Source organism: Arthrobacter sp. SLBN-112, from assembly GCF_006715225.1.
GTDB lineage: Bacteria > Actinomycetota > Actinomycetes > Actinomycetales > Micrococcaceae > Arthrobacter.
The window spans coordinates 442145-457851 of record NZ_VFMU01000001.1 but is presented as its reverse complement, the minus strand read 5'-3'; the positions used below and the strand labels follow the sequence as shown (position 1 = coordinate 457851).

The 15707-nt window shown below is 65.6% G+C and carries 17 protein-coding genes and 1 pseudogene; 10 read left to right on the top strand and 8 right to left on the bottom strand.

Going from position 1 to position 15707, the window contains the following annotated elements:
- The first annotated feature begins 118 nt into the window (after positions 1 to 118).
- The 3 genes from FBY33_RS02180 to FBY33_RS02170 all read left to right on the top strand — a co-directional run bounded on the left by FBY33_RS02180 (position 119) and on the right by FBY33_RS02170 (position 1704).
- On the top strand, positions 119 to 451 hold the full coding sequence (locus FBY33_RS02180) for an ArsR/SmtB family transcription factor (protein WP_142029095.1): 333 nt from the start codon (positions 119 to 121) through the stop codon (positions 449 to 451).
- A 12-nt stretch (positions 452 to 463) separates the two neighbouring features.
- Entirely contained in the window at positions 464 to 961 is a 498-nt protein-coding gene (locus FBY33_RS02175; RefSeq protein WP_142029094.1) for an SRPBCC family protein, read from the top strand.
- Positions 962 to 1110: 149 nt separating this feature from the next.
- Complete coding sequence (locus FBY33_RS02170; protein WP_142032454.1) at positions 1111 to 1704, top strand: J-domain-containing protein; 594 nt, start codon at positions 1111 to 1113, stop codon at positions 1702 to 1704.
- On the opposite strand, the gene FBY33_RS02165 is transcribed toward FBY33_RS02170, so the two are convergent.
- Complete coding sequence (locus FBY33_RS02165; RefSeq protein ID WP_200831298.1) at positions 1701 to 2279, bottom strand: GNAT family N-acetyltransferase; 579 nt, start codon at positions 2277 to 2279, stop codon at positions 1701 to 1703. The two genes, FBY33_RS02170 and FBY33_RS02165, sit on opposite strands and share 4 nt — an antisense overlap.
- 98 nt (positions 2280 to 2377) lie before the next feature.
- On the opposite strand from FBY33_RS02165, the gene FBY33_RS02160 reads away from it, so the two are divergent.
- A complete protein-coding gene (locus tag FBY33_RS02160; RefSeq protein WP_235010342.1) occupies positions 2378 to 3886 on the top strand; it encodes an HNH endonuclease in 1509 nt (502 codons plus the stop codon).
- 14 nt (positions 3887 to 3900) lie between these two features.
- Here the strand turns inward: FBY33_RS02160 and FBY33_RS02155 are convergent, their stop codons facing one another.
- Positions 3901 to 6072 (bottom strand): transglycosylase domain-containing protein, encoded by a 2172-nt coding sequence (locus tag FBY33_RS02155; RefSeq protein WP_142029092.1) that lies wholly within the window; start codon positions 6070 to 6072, stop codon positions 3901 to 3903.
- Between the two features lie 175 nt (positions 6073 to 6247).
- On the opposite strand from FBY33_RS02155, the gene FBY33_RS02150 reads away from it, so the two are divergent.
- A complete protein-coding gene (locus FBY33_RS02150; RefSeq protein ID WP_142029091.1) occupies positions 6248 to 6886 on the top strand; it encodes a PadR family transcriptional regulator in 639 nt (212 codons plus the stop codon).
- Between the two features lie 3 nt (positions 6887 to 6889).
- On the opposite strand, the gene FBY33_RS02145 is transcribed toward FBY33_RS02150, so the two are convergent.
- From FBY33_RS02145 to FBY33_RS02135, 3 genes are all read right to left on the bottom strand, one after another.
- Positions 6890 to 8209, bottom strand: coding sequence for an ammonium transporter (locus FBY33_RS02145; protein WP_142029090.1), 1320 nt, complete (start codon positions 8207 to 8209; stop codon positions 6890 to 6892).
- Between the two features lie 320 nt (positions 8210 to 8529).
- On the bottom strand, positions 8530 to 9324 hold the full coding sequence (locus FBY33_RS02140; protein ID WP_142029089.1) for a carbon-nitrogen hydrolase family protein: 795 nt from the start codon (positions 9322 to 9324) through the stop codon (positions 8530 to 8532).
- Entirely contained in the window at positions 9324 to 9560 is a 237-nt protein-coding gene (locus tag FBY33_RS02135) for a DUF2630 family protein (RefSeq protein ID WP_142029088.1), read from the bottom strand. The genes FBY33_RS02140 and FBY33_RS02135 overlap by 1 nt, the downstream gene beginning before the upstream one ends.
- An 85-nt stretch (positions 9561 to 9645) precedes the next feature.
- Here FBY33_RS02135 and FBY33_RS02130 point away from each other — a divergent pair, with 85 nt between their 5' ends.
- The gene (locus FBY33_RS02130; protein ID WP_142029087.1) at positions 9646 to 10044 is read left to right on the top strand and encodes a hypothetical protein; all 399 of its coding nucleotides are present in this window, start codon (positions 9646 to 9648) and stop codon (positions 10042 to 10044) included.
- 12 nt (positions 10045 to 10056) lie between these two features.
- On the opposite strand, the gene FBY33_RS02125 is transcribed toward FBY33_RS02130, so the two are convergent.
- The 3 genes and pseudogenes from FBY33_RS02125 to FBY33_RS02115 all read right to left on the bottom strand — a co-directional run bounded on the left by FBY33_RS02125 (position 10057) and on the right by FBY33_RS02115 (position 11155).
- Positions 10057 to 10389 carry a DUF202 domain-containing protein gene (locus tag FBY33_RS02125; RefSeq protein ID WP_142029086.1) on the bottom strand — a complete coding sequence of 111 codons (333 nt, stop codon included), beginning with the start codon at positions 10387 to 10389 and terminating at the stop codon, positions 10057 to 10059.
- Between the two features lie 4 nt (positions 10390 to 10393).
- On the bottom strand, positions 10394 to 10801 hold the full coding sequence (locus tag FBY33_RS02120; protein ID WP_142029085.1) for a YidH family protein: 408 nt from the start codon (positions 10799 to 10801) through the stop codon (positions 10394 to 10396).
- A 20-nt stretch (positions 10802 to 10821) separates the two neighbouring features.
- A pseudogene (locus FBY33_RS02115) lies at positions 10822 to 11155 on the bottom strand (YnfA family protein).
- Between the two features lie 81 nt (positions 11156 to 11236).
- Here FBY33_RS02115 and FBY33_RS02110 point away from each other — a divergent pair.
- From FBY33_RS02110 to FBY33_RS02095, 4 genes are all read left to right on the top strand, one after another.
- Positions 11237 to 12265 carry an LLM class flavin-dependent oxidoreductase gene (locus FBY33_RS02110; protein WP_142029084.1) on the top strand — a complete coding sequence of 343 codons (1029 nt, stop codon included), beginning with the start codon at positions 11237 to 11239 and terminating at the stop codon, positions 12263 to 12265.
- Positions 12266 to 12408: 143 nt separating this feature from the next.
- A complete protein-coding gene (locus FBY33_RS02105) occupies positions 12409 to 13506 on the top strand; it encodes a ferredoxin reductase (RefSeq protein ID WP_142029083.1) in 1098 nt (365 codons plus the stop codon).
- A gap of 12 nt (positions 13507 to 13518) precedes the next feature.
- Positions 13519 to 14703 carry a fatty acid desaturase family protein gene (locus tag FBY33_RS02100; protein WP_142029082.1) on the top strand — a complete coding sequence of 395 codons (1185 nt, stop codon included), beginning with the start codon at positions 13519 to 13521 and terminating at the stop codon, positions 14701 to 14703.
- A 167-nt stretch (positions 14704 to 14870) separates the two neighbouring features.
- Positions 14871 to 15707 (top strand): alpha/beta fold hydrolase, encoded by an 837-nt coding sequence (locus tag FBY33_RS02095; RefSeq protein WP_142029081.1) that lies wholly within the window; start codon positions 14871 to 14873, stop codon positions 15705 to 15707.

The window sequence follows — 15707 nt, the reverse complement described above, 5'->3', positions numbered from 1 at the left end:
AGATACCGGCACCAGCAGGGCAGCCGCGGCCGTTGGGTCCAACGCCGGATGGCTGCCGAATGGATGCCGAACAAAAACCCATTGACGCACGTCGACGCGAGGGCTAATCTACAACCAAATGGTTGTAGATCAGCTGAATGAGACCGAACTGGACCGCCTCTTCCAGGCGTTCGCCGATTCCACCCGGCGGGACATCGTCCGCCGGGTCACTGTCGGCGAGTACTCCGTCTCGGGCCTGGCAGCCCTCTACGCCATGAGCTTCGCGGCCGTCCAGAAGCACGTGGCCGTGTTGGAGCGCGCATCCTTGGTGACCAAGGAAAAACGCGGAAGGGAGCAAATCGTGCGGGGCAATCACGAAGGACTGCAAAAAGCCCGGCGGCTGCTCGATGAATATGAACACATCTGGCGGCAGCGCGCCGCCAGGATGGCAGACATTCTCGCTGAAGGTTAGGAAGGCATTGCCATGACAGTCATCAGTACGGATAAGAACCCCGAGGCTCTGAGCCTCACCTTGGTTGCCGAATTCGACGCCGGCGTGGAACGCGTCTGGCAGCTCTTCGAGGACCCGCGGCAGCTGGAGCGCTGGTGGGGCCCGCCCACCTACCCGGCCACCTTCTACAAGCATGACTTCGTGCCGGGCGGCAAGGCCAGCTACTACATGACCGGCCCGGAAGGGGATAAGGCGCACGGCTGGTGGGAGTTCACCAACATCGAAGCGCCGGGCCGGCTCGAGTTCAATGACGGTTTTGCGGACAACGACGGCAATCCCACGGGTGAGCTGGGCATTTCCCACGCAACAGTCACCATTGAGTCCGCGGGGGAGCGGACCAGAATGACCATCCTGTCCACGTTTGAGTCCGAGGAACAGCTGGAGCAGATGATGCAGATGGGCATGGAAGAGGGCCTCAAGGAGGCCGTGGGCCAGATGGATGGCATCCTCGCGGAGCACGCCAACGCCTGACCGGTCGTAACGAACCTTCGCCACGGCGCCGGGTAAGTGGACGACGGCGGGACGTCCCGCCGTCGTCCACCCACCTTTGGGCGTTGATAGAGCACGCCCGCCGCTGAAATACTGGAAGGTGGGCAGCCCGAGGGAAGGCGGTGGCAGCGATGAGCGGCGCGGCAGGGGATTTCCGGAAGCGCCTGGAAAGGGCGGCGGAGCTCCGCTCGTACCGCGGGGCGGGCATCAGCGCCGAGGAGGAAGCCGCTCTGGATGCCCTCGACGCCCAGGAGCGGGAGAAGCGCAGGAAAGTCAGCGACGCCGCCCGCGCCGAATACCTGGTCCGGGACGCCATGGCGCATGGCAAGTTCGACAACCTCAAGTACGCGGGCAAGCCGATCCCCGGCCTGGGCGAATCCTACGATCCCGACTGGTGGGTCAAGGGTTTGATCCAGCGGGAGAACATCAGCGGCCTGGGCCCGGCTGCCATCCTGCTCCGCACCGAGGATGCTGAACTCGATGCCAAGCTGGACGCCCAATACACGGAACAGCAGGTCCGGGATCTCCTGCAGGATTTCAACCGGCGGGTGATCGATGCCCGCCGCCAGCTGCAGGGCGGGCCGCCCGTGATCACCAAGACCCGTGAGGTGGAGGACGAGGTGGAGCGCTGGCGCAGCCGGCGTGCGGCGCGGGTTGTGGAACCTCCTGCCGAGCCGGAGCAGGGGCGTTCCTGGTGGAAGCGGCTGTGGAAGGGGACAGGCTAGGAGACGGCGTTCCACCGCTCAAACAGCTCACAGCGGGCGTTGTAGTACTTGTCGGTCTGCCCCCGGTGAACCAGCCCGATCCTGGTGCAAACCCGTTGCGATGCTGTGTTGGCGGGGTTTGTTACCGCCACAACCCGCGGCAATCCGCTGCTGAACGCAAGATTGAGAACCGCCTGAGACGCCTCCGTGGCGTAGCCGTTCCCCCAGTGGTCCGGGTGGAAGTGCCAGCCAATTTCCGTATCACCCGAAGGCTGGAGGGGCAGTTTAGAGCCCGACGCCGGGATGGACTTGAGGAGCAAGGTCCCGGCGAGCCGGACGGAGGCCTTGTCCTGCTTTGGTTTTTCGGTCGTGTCCTTGAGCTGGACGGCCCAGACGGCGTGGATGGGATGGTCCAGCCTGCGCCAGATATCGATGCGCTCCCGGGCCTCGGCAATGCTGGTCATGATCCGCGGATGGCTGCCGATGAAGCGCTGCACCTCCCAGCGGGAGTAGAGGTCCAGCACAAACGCGGCGTCGTCCGGCTGCCATGGACGCAGGATAAGCCGCTTGGTCTCAAGGATCTTCACGTCCCCCATGCTGCCAGAGGGGTGCGACGGCAGCGGCCAAAAGTTGTTTTTCCACATAGGGGTTCTGGGTGGCTGGTGTTGTCTGGCCTTAGTGGAAGACTTTGGTTATGGAAGTGGTGTTGGGGGTGGCGGCGGTACTGGAGGCAGAGCCTCAGGGGCTGTTGGCTGCTGTTCCGCCGCACTCCGCATGTGCTGTTCCGGCTGCCACGGATGAGCTTCGGTTTCCGGCTGCTGCGCCTTCGATTGCTGATGTGCTGGCCCTGCTGCGTTCTGTTCCGCTGGCTTCCAATGGTGCGGGGATGATCGAGCAGATGCGGGAGCTGGAGGACCTGAAGTGCGCTGCCGGTGCGCGTCAGGCTGATACGGCGGTGGCGTTTGATTGTCAGCAGCGGCGGGAGCAGGCCGCTGCCGGGGTCCCGGCCGCTGAGCAGGGTGCCGGGGTCGCGGCGCAGATCGCGCTGGCCCGGGGTGAATCCCCGGCCCGGGGGTCCCGGCTGCTGGGCCTGGCCAAAACCCTGACCGGGATGCCGCACACCTTCGCCGCGTTCCGGAGTGGGTTGTTGAATGAGTGGCGGGTGACGCTGGTTGTGAGGGAAACCATCTGCCTCACCCCTGAGGACCGGGCGGGGGTGGATGAGGAACTCGGAGCCGACACCGGTGCCCTGGACGGCAGGGGAGATAAGGCCATTGTGGCCGCGGTCCGGGCCGCGGCATACCGGCGGGACCCTGCCTCGGTGGCGAAACGGGCCGCACGCGCGGCCACCGAACGGAGCGTGAGCCTGCGCCCGGCCCCGGACACCATGACGTACCTGACCGCGCTGCTGCCGGTCGCCCAAGGAGTCGCCGCCTACACCGCCCTCACCAAGGATGCCGACACGGCACGCGCGGCTGGGGATGAGAGGTCGCGGGGGCAGGTCATGGCCGACACCCTCGTCGAACGCGTCACCGGTACCCCGGGCGGGATCAGCGGGGTTCAGATCCAGCTCGTCATGACCGACCGCACCCTCCTCCAGGCCGATGCCGAACCGGCACGGCTTCCCGGTTACGGCACCATCCCCGCAGCAGCCGCCCGGGACATCGCCCTCAGCCCTGCAGCCACCGGCACCACCGAAGACCCCGCCGATATTGCCGGCCGGCACGACCTGGAGCTCTGGGTCCGGCGGCTCTACACAGCTCCGGTTGCCGGTGAGTTGGTGGCGATGGACTCCAAGGCAAGGTTCTTTCCGGCGGGGTTGAAGCGCTTCCTCCGGGTCCGGGATATCACCTGCCGCACGCCGTACTGCGACGCCCCGATCCGCCACCACGACCACATCACCGCCTGGCATGACGGCGGCCCCACCAGCGCCCGTAACGGGCAGGGCCTCTGCGAAGCCTGCAACCACACCAAAGAAATACCCGGTTGGACCGCAAAAGCAGTCGCCGGCCCGCGGCACACGGTAGCGACCTGCACCCCAACCGGCCACACCTACCACTCCACCGCACCACCACTACCCGGAACCACATTCACGGCGACGTTAACCCCTATGGAAGGCACCGCGGTCGTGCCTTTCCTGTCCCAGTCTGCGAACTACCCGGCCGGTTCGAGACGGCCGCCAGTGCCGCAGCGGCGGCGATGAGCAGCTGACCGGCCCTAGGGTTTGTAATTGGGGTTGGGGCCGATCATCGACGCGGGAGGCGGCGCGAACGGGGCAGCGGGATAAAGCGGTGCCACCTTGAGCATGTAGTTGGCCCACTGTGGCCCCGCGATCATGAACCCATCGAGGCGTGGGTAGAAGGTGCCGTTGATGGTCACGTTCTGTCCTGCCCGCTTTTGGCCTTCCAGGGCGTCGCCGAAGAAGGACGCGGTGACCAGGCCGGTGGTGTACCCCACCACCCAGGTGGAACCGTTGTTGTTCGAGGTGCCGGTTTTGGCCGCGGTGGGAACCTTGTCATGCACTTTGGGGTTGATCCAGACGCCGGAGCCCTTCTTCAGGACATCCTGCAGCACCGAGTTGACGCCGCGGGCCACGTCCGGTTTCACGGCGTCGTGGCAGTCCGGTGCCTGGGCAGGAAGTTTCGCCCCGGCCGCATCCGTAATGTCAGCCAATGCGATGGGTGCGCAATAGCGGCCGTCCGTGGCGAAAGTGGCAAACGCGTTCGCAAGGGTGAGGGGGGCAACGCCGGTTCCGCCCAGGAGGTTGCCCAGTTGGTGCATGTTGACAGGGCTGCTGTCGAGGCCGCTGTGCAGGCCCACGGCATCCACCATCTTCTGGATGCCGCAGAAGTCCAATTGGGAGGCCGAAGCGAAGGTGGCGGTGTTGATCGAGTTGTACAGGCCGTAGTTGACGGGCATGCGTCGGTAGAAGCCCTCTTCCGCGTTCTGCAGGTCATCGGCAGCACCAAGGGCAGGGTTTGCCTGCGCAGTGCTGTAGGCTCCCAGCACTTTGCCGCAGCTGTCCTTCCACGGGAAGCCCAGGGGGTAGACCCGGCGCGAGGCGTCCACTTCGGCGGTGATCGCTTTGCCTTCGTTCAGCCATTCCGCGAAAGTGAAGGGCTTCATGGTGGAACCGGGCTGGAATCCGCCCGCGCCGTTCAGGTCATTGCCCTGCGCGTCCCTGGCATCCACATTGAAGTTCAGGTTGGTATCGAACTTGCCGGGTTGCGGAAGGAATGTGGTGTTTTGGGCCATCGCCAGGATCTTGCCGCTGCCGGGCTGAACGGTTACCAGCGAAGCTGCCCAGCGGTCCGGATTTGCGCCTGCCGTCCCGTCCACCTGGGCCTGTGCGGCGGCCTGAAGCCTGCTGTCCAAGGTGGTGATGATGGTGAGGCCGCCCCGGTACAGCCTCCGCTCACGTTCAGGCTCCGTTGCACCGTAGGCGGGGTTGTTCAGGATCAGGTGTGAGATGTAGTCGCAGAAGTACGGCGCCATGGCCGCATTGGCGCAACCCTGCTGCTGCGGCGTGATCTTCAACTCGATGGGTGCGGCCACGGCCTCATCGTGCTGGGCCTGCGTGATCTTCTTCAAGCGCAGCATCTCGGACAGGACCTGGTTGCGGCGCACCATGGACTTGTCCGGATTGGTGGCGGGGTTATACAGAGTGGGGCTGTTGACCAGCCCGGCCAGGAGGGCTGCCTGGGGAAGCGTCAGGTCTTTCGCGCTGGTGCTGAAGAAGTAGCGCGCCGCGGCTTCAATTCCGTAGGCATTGCTGCTGAAGAACACGATGTTGAGGTAACCCTCGAGGATCTGGTCCTTGGTGTACTTCTTCTCCAGGGTGACGGCGAGTTTCATCTCCCGCAGTTTGTCGCCGAGGGTCTTCTGCCCGTTCAGGACCACCTCGTCCGGCCTGTCCTGCGAAAGTTGCGCCTCGTTCAGGACATTGGTGACGTACTGCTGGGTGATGGTCGATGCGCCCTGTTCGCCGCCCTTGGTCAGGTTGGACACCAGTGCCCGCAGGATCCCCTGCGGATCCACCCCTGCGTGATCATAAAACCTGCTGTCCTCGATGGCGATAATGCCGTCCTTGATGAAGGGCGACATCTGGTCCAGCGGCACGCGCACACGGTTTTCCGCATAAAACGTTGCGATTGGCTGCCCGTCGGAGGTCAGGACTTTCGTAGCCTGCGACGGCGGCTGCACCGTCAGCTCCTCCGGCAGGCGTTCGAAGTAGCCAATGGAGGAACTGACACCCATCCCCGCGGCTGCCACCGCCGGGACCACCAGGCTGGCCACCAGCACGCCGCACATCACACTCGCTGCAATGAACCCCAGGATTCGTCCCAGGGCCACGCCAAAGCCGCGCCTGCGCTTCCGCCTCTTCACCATTCCTCAGCCCTCGTCCTTGAAGGTGGGAACAGAATACGCTCCTGCCAAGGGCTGAAACAGGGCCGAACGTCAGGATTTGGTCACGCAAAACCATTGACCAGCGATAGTTACCGACATATCGTTAACTATCGCCGATAAGGCAGCGAAGACCTTAACAGGAAAGGACCATGCCACCATGAAAGGCATATTCGACGACAGGAATCAGGGCCCCGAGTTTGGCAAGGAGTTTGGCAAGGGGCGCTTCGAGCGGGGGAGGGGCCACAGGGGACCGCATGGGCACCGCGGTCCAGGCTTCGGTCCCGGTTTCGGACCTGGATTTGGACCCGGTTTTGGCCCGGGTTTCGGGCCCGGCTTTGGTCCGGGTTTCGGACGGGGCGGCCGGCGCGCCAGCCGGGGCGATGTCCGCGCAGCCATCCTCTCGCTCCTGGCGGAGGCGCCCTCCAATGGTTACGGACTGATCAAGACCATCGCCGCGAAGACCGGCGGAATGTGGCGGCCAAGCCCGGGATCCATCTACCCCACGCTGCAGCAGCTGGTGGACGAGGGCCTGATCGAGGCGCTGAGCGAAGGGCGCGGCACTGAGTTCGTCCTTACCAACGCAGGCAGGGCCTACGTGGCGGAGCATGCCGAGGAGATGGAGAACGCCTGGAACGCGGAACCGGACAGTGCGGACAGGGACTTCCACCAGAGCATCGGCAAGCTCCTGGGCGCCATCCACCAGTTCCGCACTGGTGTGACGCAGGAACAGCGCGCTGCCGCCGTCGAGAAGATGGACGAAACCCGCCGCGCGCTTTACAAGATCCTTGCGGACTAGGAACTACGCGAAGGAGTCTTCCTTGGCGAGCCGTTCTGCGGGAGCCGCAGCGGTGGGGATGTGCGCCGCTGCCTGACGGAGGGGATTGAAGCCTGCACCGATCTCGCCGAACGCGTAGGCGGTCTCGGCGTGCTCGAACAGGTCCACGCCGGCGGTCTCGGCCTCATGGCTGACGCGGAAGCCCACAGTGGTGTTGATGATCCGGGCAATGACCGCCGTGCCAATTCCGGACAAGAGCAGGGTGATGACGACGGCGGCTGTCTGGGCGATGAGCTGCTGGACACCGCCGCCGTAGAAGAGGCCGCCGCCCTGGCCGTCCACGGGCAGGGCGATGAAGCCCAGGGACAGGGTGCCGATGAGGCCGGCACCCAGGTGGACGCCCACCACGTCCAGGGAGTCGTCCAGGCCGAACCGGTACTTGAGGTCCACGAAAACGCAGCATGCCGCTCCCGCCACGAGGCCCAGGCCGATTGCTGCCACCGGGCTGATGTTGGCGCAGGAAGGGGTGATGGCCACCAGGCCGGCCACCACGCCGGAGGCGGCCCCCAGGGATGTGGGGTGCCCGTGGCGGACCTTTTCGGTGATCAGCCAGGTGAGCATGGCTGCGGCAGGGGCCACCAGGGTGTTGATCCAGATGAGGCCGGCCTGTTCGACGCTGGTTGCGGCCCCGCCGTTGAAGCCAAACCAGCCGAACCACAGGATGGCCGCGCCCAGCATGATGAAGGGCAGGTTGTGGGGGCGGTGGTTGGGGTCCTTCGCGAAGCCATGGCGCTGGCCCACAATGACCGCCAGCACCAGCGCGGCAGTTCCTGAACTGATTTCCACTACAGCGCCGCCGGCGAAATCGATCACCTGGCCGAAGATTGCGGTGACGGCTCCGCCGGCACTCATCAGGCCGCCACCCCAGACCATGTAGGCGAGGGGGCAGTAGATCAGCGTGATCCACACGGGTACGAACAGAGCCCAGGCGCTGAACTTGGCGCGGTCTGCGATGGCGCCGCTGATGAGGGCCACGGTGATGATGGCGAACGTGGCACTGTAACCGGCCTTGAGGAGGTCCGGCGAACCCATCAGGTTCTGCAGGCCGAAGCTGGTGAAGGGATTTCCAAAGAGCCCCAGGAAGCCGTCGCCGGTGGTCATCGAGTAACCCCAGAGAACCCAGACCACGCCCACGATTCCTGCCGAGATGAAGCTCATCATGATCATGTTCAGTGCGGCCTTGGCGCGGGTCATGCCGCCGTAGAACAGGCCAAGCCCGGGGGTCATCAGCAGTACCATGGCGGCCGAAATCATCAGCCAGACGTGTTGGGCAGTGATTTCCACCGGTGGGTCCCTTCGCAACGTGATCGTGGTCCAGGGCCCGTTTGGCCCCGGGGCATTTCCCCGGGTTCCATTTTTGGCGTCGCGTGTTTCAGCCAATGCCGCTTAAAGTTGCGGCCACGTTACACAAATTGCTCCTGCGTGAAGTTCACGTGTCCGCCATGTTTCGGGAATGTAAACGGCTCCTCTAGCTGCAGCCGCCCGCGGCAACGAATTCCTGGTGGTTCCCCGCTATCACTGGCCACCTGGGCCGTCCAAGGTGAGAAACGCCGTCGTACGCTGTTTTGCCTTCTGTTTCAGAGCGGTGAACGGCGCCTCACGGGTTAGAACCTGCGGGCGTTGGCCAGCACCGGCAGCTTGGCCCGGACGTCATCCACGGTTGCGGGATCGATGTCGACGACCGCGAGTTCGGGCTTGCCGCCGAGTGCCACTACAGGTTTGCCCAAGGGGGTGACAACAGCGCTGTGGCCCACTCCGGTGGGAGCTGCACCCGCGGGACCTGCGCCAATGGTTTCGGGATCACCCTGGCCACAGGCAACCACAAATGTGGTGCTGTCCAGCGCCCGCGCGCGCACCAGCAGGTCCCACTGCTCCGCCTTGCCCTCACCGGCGCCCCAGGAAGCACACACGATGTTCACCTGCGCGCCGGCGTTGGCGTTTGCCGTGAACAGGCCCGGGAAGCGGACGTCGTAGCAGGTGGCCAGGCCGAATACGGTCCCGTCCAGCTCAAACGTCACCGGCGCTTCCCCTGCATCAACCGTTTTGGACTCGGTAAAGCCGAAGGCGTCAAAAAGATGCACCTTGTCGTAGGACGCTTCCACCCCGGGGCCGGTGACCAGCAGCGTATTGCGGACACGGCTGTCCTTCCCGGGAGTGAACATGCCGGCCACGATCGTGATGTCCAGGTCCTTGGCGATCCGGCGGACCTCGCTGGCCCAGGGGCCGTCCAGCGGCTCGGCAATGTCCTTCAGCGAGTGGCCAAAGGCGCGCATCGCCGCCTCGGGAAACACGACTAACCGGGCGCCGGCATTGCTGGCCTGGGCGGCGTAGTCCCACACCAGTTCAAGGTTGGCGGCGGTGTCGGCGCCGCTGATGATCTGCGCTACTGCGATCCGCATTACTGCCGGTAGCCCTCAACCTCGCTGATGGGGCGGGGCTCGGCGTCGTTCGGGTTTTCGCCCGATTCCTTCTTGGCCCGGCGCTGGCGCAGCAGGTCCCAGCACTGGTCCAGGCTTTCCTCCACGTACTTCAGGCGCGCCTGGTCCGGTGCCTGCCCGTCCCCGGAACCCTCGCGCAGCGAGTGCTCCTCCTCCACCAGGGCCTGGATGTGCGTCAAAATATCCTGATCGTTCATGGCTTCCCCTTTCTCCGGTCCGGTCTCCTTCAGCGTACGGATCAGGTGCTGAAGCCACCAGTCCCCGCGCTGTACCATCAACTTCATGCCCACTGCGCTCGATATGGCAGGTCCCATCCTGGAAGTGCTCACCTGGTTGTGCCTGCCCGCCGGACTGGGACTGCTCTTCTACACCGGATTCCTCCGCCGCTTCGTGCACCCCTGGGACGTGGCCGAGGCCGTGGTGTATTCCGACCACACCGGGGTGGGGTTCCGCTGGTTCGACCGGAAACACCAGGTGCACAACGCCCCAATGTCCCCTTATGACATCAGGGACATGGCGGTGGGCGACACCTTGCCCATCTACTACCACCCCAAACGCCCAACCCAATGGCAAACCACCACCCCGGAGGAAGCCGGCAGGACGGCCTCGGTCCTGGGGCGCTGCCTGACGGCGATCGGCTCGGTGGCGCTGCTGGCCGGCTTCGTCCTGCCGATGTTCTAGCTGACTGATGTTCTAGCTGAGCAGTACCACCACAATGCCCAGGCCGCCCAGGACAACTCCGGCCGCAGCGGTCCAGAACACCGCTGTCAGGTCGGCCTCGATGCTTTCGCCTGCCAGGCCGTGGGACCTGGCCTGGTACCGGCGGCGCTGCGTGAGGTAAATGGCAAGGGCGGCGCCCCCGGAAATCACCGGCAGTATGAGGATGGGCGGCCCGTAGGTGGGAAGCCAGCGTAGGAAGAAGGCGCTCGCCGTCACCAGCGCCAGCATCGTCCGGCCCCAGGCGAGGGCCGTCCGTTCGGGCTGCAGGCCGGGATCGCCATGGTGGCTGGGTGCGCGGAATGCCACCGGCTCAGCGCCAAAGGATAAAGACCAGTACGACGGCGGCAGCCAGCGCGCCCGCCCCAGCCAACAGGGGCACGAAGAGCGGCAGGGGCAGCGGGGCCTTGGTGCGCATGCTCCGTTCCACCCGAAGCCACCGCATGGCGGCGCCGCCGCTGAGCATCATGCCCAGCAGGAGCAGGAGGACGGCCAGGCCCTTCCGGACAGGCTCGATGAAGAGGCCGGACGTGAACGCCTCGACGGCAATGCCGCCTGCCAGCAGCGCGAGCGACGTCCGGATCCACGCCAGGAACGTTCGCTCGTTGGCAAGCGTGAAGCGGGGGTCGGGTTCCTCGCCTCCGGGCAGCAGCCGTTCGGCGAATTTTCCGCGCGGGGGCGGCGGGCCTGCCGGTCCGGGCGGCTGCTCAGTGTTGGTCACCGGGCCAGTTTAGCCGTGGCCTATCCGCCGCTCCGCGGGGCAAACATGATCACGGCGACACCCAGCAGGCAGACCAGCGATCCCGCGATGTCCCACCGGTCCGGGCGGAAGCCGTCAAAGGCCATGCCCCATGCCAGGGAACCTGCCACAAACACTCCGCCATAGGCTGCCAGGACCCGGCCGAAGTGCGCGTCCGGGCTGCAGGGTGGCCACGAAGCCGTAGGCCCCGAGCGCGATCACGCCGAGGCCGGCCCACCACCAATCCTTGCCTTCGCGGACGGCTTGCCACACCAGCCAGGCGCCGCCGATTTCCGCTGCGGCCGCCAGCACGAACAGCACAATCGTCTTGAAAATACTGACGATTTCTTCCGGAACGCCCACGCAGCCATCATGCCAGCAGGGAATGCCGCCGCCGGCCGCGCAGTTGGGGAAGGTATGGAGCGCATAGGATTCCTTTCATTCGGCCACTGGGGCCCCGGCCAGGGTTCCCGAACCAGGACAGCGGCGGACGCCCTGCTCCAGGGGATCGAACTGGCGGTTGCCGCTGAAGAACTCGGTGTGGACGGTGCATTCTTCCGCGTCCACCACTTCGCCAGGCAGCAGGCATCGCCCTTCCCCCTCCTGTCGGCCATCGCCGCCCGCACCAGCCGCATCGAAATAGGCACCGGCGTCATCGACATGCGCTACGAAAATCCCCTGTACATGGCGGAGGAAGCCGCAGCGGCAGACCTGATCAGCGGCGGCAGGCTGCAGTTGGGCATCAGCCGTGGTTCACCCGAGCCCGCCCGGGAAGGCGCGTCAGCCTTCGGCTACCGGCCGCAGCCGGGGGAGACCGATGCGGACATGGCCCGGCGCCACACCGCCGTCTTCCGCAAGGCCATCACGGGGGCCGGCATGGCTGAGGCGGACCCCCGGTACGCTGGCGGTGCCACCGGACTCCTCCCCATCCAGCCCCAGTCCCCGGGCCTGCCGGAGCGTATCTGGTGGGGCGCCGGCAGCAGGAAGACCGCCGTGTGGGCCGCGGAACTGGGCATGAACCTGATGAGCTCCACGCTGCTCACCGAGGACACCGGCGTTCCCTTCCATGAACTCCAGGCCGAACAGATCCAGCTGTTCAGGGACGCGTGGTCGGCGGCAGGCCACGCCCACACCCCGCGTGTTTCGGTCAGCCGCAGCGTCCTTCCCATCGTGGACGAGGAGGACAACTACTACTTCGCCGGCAGCGCGCTCCGGGACGGCCGCGACCAGGTGGGCGTCATTGACGGACTCACCGCCAGGTTCGGGAAGAGCTACGTGGGTGCGCCGGACCTCCTGGCGGAGCAACTCGCAGCCGATACGGCAGTGCAGGCGGCCGACACCCTCCTGCTGACGGTCCCCAACCAGCTGGGTGTGGAGTTCAACGCCAAGTTGCTGGGCAGCATCGTGGAACACGTGGCCCCGAAGCTGGGGTGGCGCAGCCGGTAGGGCGCGGAACCTTTTGCGAGACCCAACCGTTACACTTTAAGTGTGCGGTGTGGGGGCTCCGTACCCCTACTACTGTGTGACTGCGGAACGGTCGTACGACGGAGAGAGAGAAATATGGCTCGCGCCGCCTTAGGCTTAACCGCATGATCCGGCTACGACAGCTGGCCCAGGCGGCCTCCGTGCTGACTACCCCGTTGGCACCCGAAGACATCCTCGCGCTGTTCAACCCTGTCTACTCAGCCCGCCAGCTGCGCGGCGTGGTGACCAGGGTGGTCCAGGAGACTGCCCAGTCGGCCACCATCTTCTTCCGCCCAGGCCGCGGCTGGAAGGCGCACCTGGCAGGACAGTGGGCGCGCATCGGCGTCGAACTCGACGGCGTCCGCCACTGGCGCTCCTACTCGCTCAGCGCCCCGGCCGGAAAAGACCCGGCTATCACCGTCACCGACGTCGGCGCGGTCTCCGGCACCCTGGTGCGTACCACCAAACCCGGTGACGTCCTGTTCCTGGCTCCGCCGCAGGGCGACTTCGTGCTTCCGGAACACCCCCGCCCCCTCCTGATGGTCACCGCGGGCAGCGGCATCACTCCGGTGATGTCCATGATCCGTACGCTGGTGCCGCGGCGTCCGGACGCCGACGTCGTGCTGGTCCACTCCGCCCGTACCCCGGGTGACAGCCTGTTCCGTGAAGAGCTGGCCGAACTCGCTGACCAGTTCCCCAACTTCCGGCTGGCGCACTGGTACACCGGCGAACAGGGCCGCATGGACTTCTCCAGCACCGAGGAACTGGACGAGATCTGCCCCGACTGGAAAGACCGCGCTGCCTACGCCTGTGGCCCCGACAGTTTCCTGGACGACGCCGAAGCCCTCTGGAAGCGCGCTGCGCTGACCACCCGGGCGCCCGGGACCGACGTCGACGTTGCCGGGGAAGCCGGCAACCTCATGATCGAACGCTTCAACACCACCTTCAACGCCGGCGTAGGACACGACGGCGGCCTGGTCACCTTTGAAGCGTCCGACCGGGAGGTGGAAGCCGACGGCGACACCCCCATCCTGGATATCGGCGAGGACGCCGGGGTGCTGATGCCCAGCGGCTGCCGGATGGGCATCTGCCACAGCTGCCTCACTCCGCTCCTGGCCGGCCAGGTCCGCGACCTGCGGACCGGGGAAATCCACGGCGAACCAGGTCAACTGATCCAAACGTGTGTCTCGGCAGCCGCCGGGCCCGTCAACCTCGAACTCTGAGGAGCAGTATCTATGTCTGTCATCTCACCCACAAAGACCACTGCCGCCGGAGGAGCCAGCGCGGGCACCTCACGGACGCGCCCGGGCAAGCTCGCGGAATCCGGCAGCCCCGCCGTCCGCCCGCCTGCCGCCGCGCACCTTAGCGATGAACAGGTGGCCGAGCTTGGCCGCGAACTCGACGCCATCCGGGACGAGATCCTGGGTAAGCGCGGGGCCGAGGATGCTGCCTACATCCGCCGGATGATCAAGATCCAGCGCGGCCTGGAAATCTCCGGCCGCGCAGCCCTGCTGGTCAGCAAGAACAAGGCGGCCTGGGTTACGGGCACCACCCTGCTCAGCCTGGCCAAGATCCTGGAAAACATGGAGCTGGGCCACAACATCCTGCACGGCCAGTGGGACTGGATGCGGGACCCGGACATCCACTCCACCACCTGGGAATGGGACTTCGTTACCCCGTCACGGTCCTGGCAGCACACTCACAACGATCTGCATCACCGCTGGACCAACGTGGTGGGCAAGGACAACGACGTCGGATACAACCTCCTCCGGATGGACGAGAACCAGCCGTGGAAGCCCATCAACCTGGCCAACCCGCTGTTCAACGCCATCCTGGCGCCGGTCTTCGAGTGGGGCATCGCCATCTACGACCTCGAGCTGACCGAGTACAAGGAAGGCACCAAGTCCAAGGAAGCCCTGCTCAAGGACCTCAAGGCGCTGGGCAAGAAGGTTGTCACGCAGTTCACCAAGGACTACGCGGCCACCCCCGCCGTCGCCATGCTGACCGGGTCCGCCAAGCAGGCCCTGCTCGGCACCATCACTGCCAACGCCGTCCGCAACGTCTGGGCCCACGCGGTCATCTTCTGCGGCCACTTCCCGGAAGGAACCGACACCTTCACGGAAGAAATGGTTGACGGGGAAACCCGCGGCGACTGGTACGTGCGGCAGATGATCGGCTCGGCCAACATCTCGGGGTCCAAGTTCATGCACCTCATGACCGGCAACCTCTCGCACCAGATTGAGCACCACCTTTTCCCTGACCTGCCCTCGAACCGATACGCCGAGGTGGCGCCCAGGGTCCGCGAAATCTGCCAGCGTTACGGCCTGAAGTACACCACGGGCCCGCTGCTGAAGCAGGTGGGGTCGTCCTGGGCCAAGGTCTTCAAGCTGGCGCTGCCCGGCAAGGCTGCCCGGGCCTAGCCAAAACCGCCTGACAAAAATGCACCTCCGGCACCGGGAACCACCCGGGACCGGAGGTGCAGTTTTTTGTCGTGCCATTGGCAGGGCGGACCCCCCTAGAGTAGGAACTGCAGGGCCAGGCACTGCCCGGCCCGGACCGATTCCACAGCCTCGAAAGGACCGCCTCCATGGCTTTCATCACCGTAGGTACCGAGAACAGCACTGATATCGAGCTCTACTACGAGGATCACGGGTCGGGGCAGCCTGTCGTGCTGATCCACGGCTACCCGCTGGACGGGGCCTCCTGGGAGAGGCAGGCCACCGCGCTGCTGGACGCCGGTTACCGCGTGATCACCTACGACCGCCGCGGGTTTGGGAAATCGAGCAAGACCATCGAAGGGTATGACTACGACACCTTCGCGGCGGACCTCAATACGCTCCTGACTGCCCTGGACCTCAGTGACGCCGTGCTGGTGGGCTTCTCCATGGGCACCGGTGAGGTGGCCCGGTACCTGGGCAATTACGGATCGGCCCGGGTTGCAAAGGCCGCATTCCTCGGATCCCTGGAGCCGTTCCTGCTCAAGACGGATGACAACCCGGACGGCGTCCCGCAGGACGTGTTCGACGGCCTCAAGGAAGCGGTCACGGCGGACCCGTACGCGTTCCTGGGCGGCTTCTTCAAGAACTTCTACAACTCCGACACCTTCCTGGGCACCCCGCGCCTCAGCCAGGAGGCCGTCAATGCCAGCTGGAACGTGGCCGCCGGAGCGGGCGCCACCGCCTTGGTTGCCGCCCAGGCCACCTGGATCACGGACTTCCGCGGCGACATCCCGAAGATCGACGTTCCGGCACTGATTCTGCACGGCACCGCGGACAACATCCTGCCCATCGACTCCACCGGCCGGCTTTTCGCACAGGCCCTGCCGGGCGCCGAGTACGTGGAGATCGAGGCCGCCCCGCACGGCCTGCTGTGGACCCACGCCGCAGAGGTCAACGAGGCCCTGCTCGGTTTCCTTTCGAAGTAG

What these genes read in the sequence shown, in the direction of transcription:
- FBY33_RS02095 (WP_142029081.1), top strand. Translation starts at nt 14,871, where the DNA reads ATGGCTTTCATCACCGTAGGTACCGAGAACAGCACTGATATCGAGCTC.
- FBY33_RS02155 (WP_142029092.1), bottom strand. Translation starts at nt 6,072, where the DNA reads ATGGTGAAGAGGCGGAAGCGCAGGCGCGGCTTTGGCGTGGCCCTGGGA.
- FBY33_RS02140 (WP_142029089.1), bottom strand. Translation starts at nt 9,324, where the DNA reads ATGCGGATCGCAGTAGCGCAGATCATCAGCGGCGCCGACACCGCCGCC.
- FBY33_RS02175 (WP_142029094.1), top strand. Translation starts at nt 464, where the DNA reads ATGACAGTCATCAGTACGGATAAGAACCCCGAGGCTCTGAGCCTCACC.
- FBY33_RS02110 (WP_142029084.1), top strand. Translation starts at nt 11,237, where the DNA reads ATGGAGCGCATAGGATTCCTTTCATTCGGCCACTGGGGCCCCGGCCAG.
- FBY33_RS02180 (WP_142029095.1), top strand. Translation starts at nt 119, where the DNA reads ATGGTTGTAGATCAGCTGAATGAGACCGAACTGGACCGCCTCTTCCAG.
- FBY33_RS02165 (WP_200831298.1), bottom strand. Translation starts at nt 2,279, where the DNA reads ATGGGGGACGTGAAGATCCTTGAGACCAAGCGGCTTATCCTGCGTCCA.
- FBY33_RS02170 (WP_142032454.1), top strand. Translation starts at nt 1,111, where the DNA reads ATGAGCGGCGCGGCAGGGGATTTCCGGAAGCGCCTGGAAAGGGCGGCG.
- FBY33_RS02105 (WP_142029083.1), top strand. Translation starts at nt 12,409, where the DNA reads ATGATCCGGCTACGACAGCTGGCCCAGGCGGCCTCCGTGCTGACTACC.
- FBY33_RS02100 (WP_142029082.1), top strand. Translation starts at nt 13,519, where the DNA reads ATGTCTGTCATCTCACCCACAAAGACCACTGCCGCCGGAGGAGCCAGC.
- FBY33_RS02160 (WP_235010342.1), top strand. Translation starts at nt 2,378, where the DNA reads ATGGAAGTGGTGTTGGGGGTGGCGGCGGTACTGGAGGCAGAGCCTCAG.
- FBY33_RS02135 (WP_142029088.1), bottom strand. Translation starts at nt 9,560, where the DNA reads ATGAACGATCAGGATATTTTGACGCACATCCAGGCCCTGGTGGAGGAG.
- FBY33_RS02130 (WP_142029087.1), top strand. Translation starts at nt 9,646, where the DNA reads ATGCCCACTGCGCTCGATATGGCAGGTCCCATCCTGGAAGTGCTCACC.
- FBY33_RS02150 (WP_142029091.1), top strand. Translation starts at nt 6,248, where the DNA reads ATGAAAGGCATATTCGACGACAGGAATCAGGGCCCCGAGTTTGGCAAG.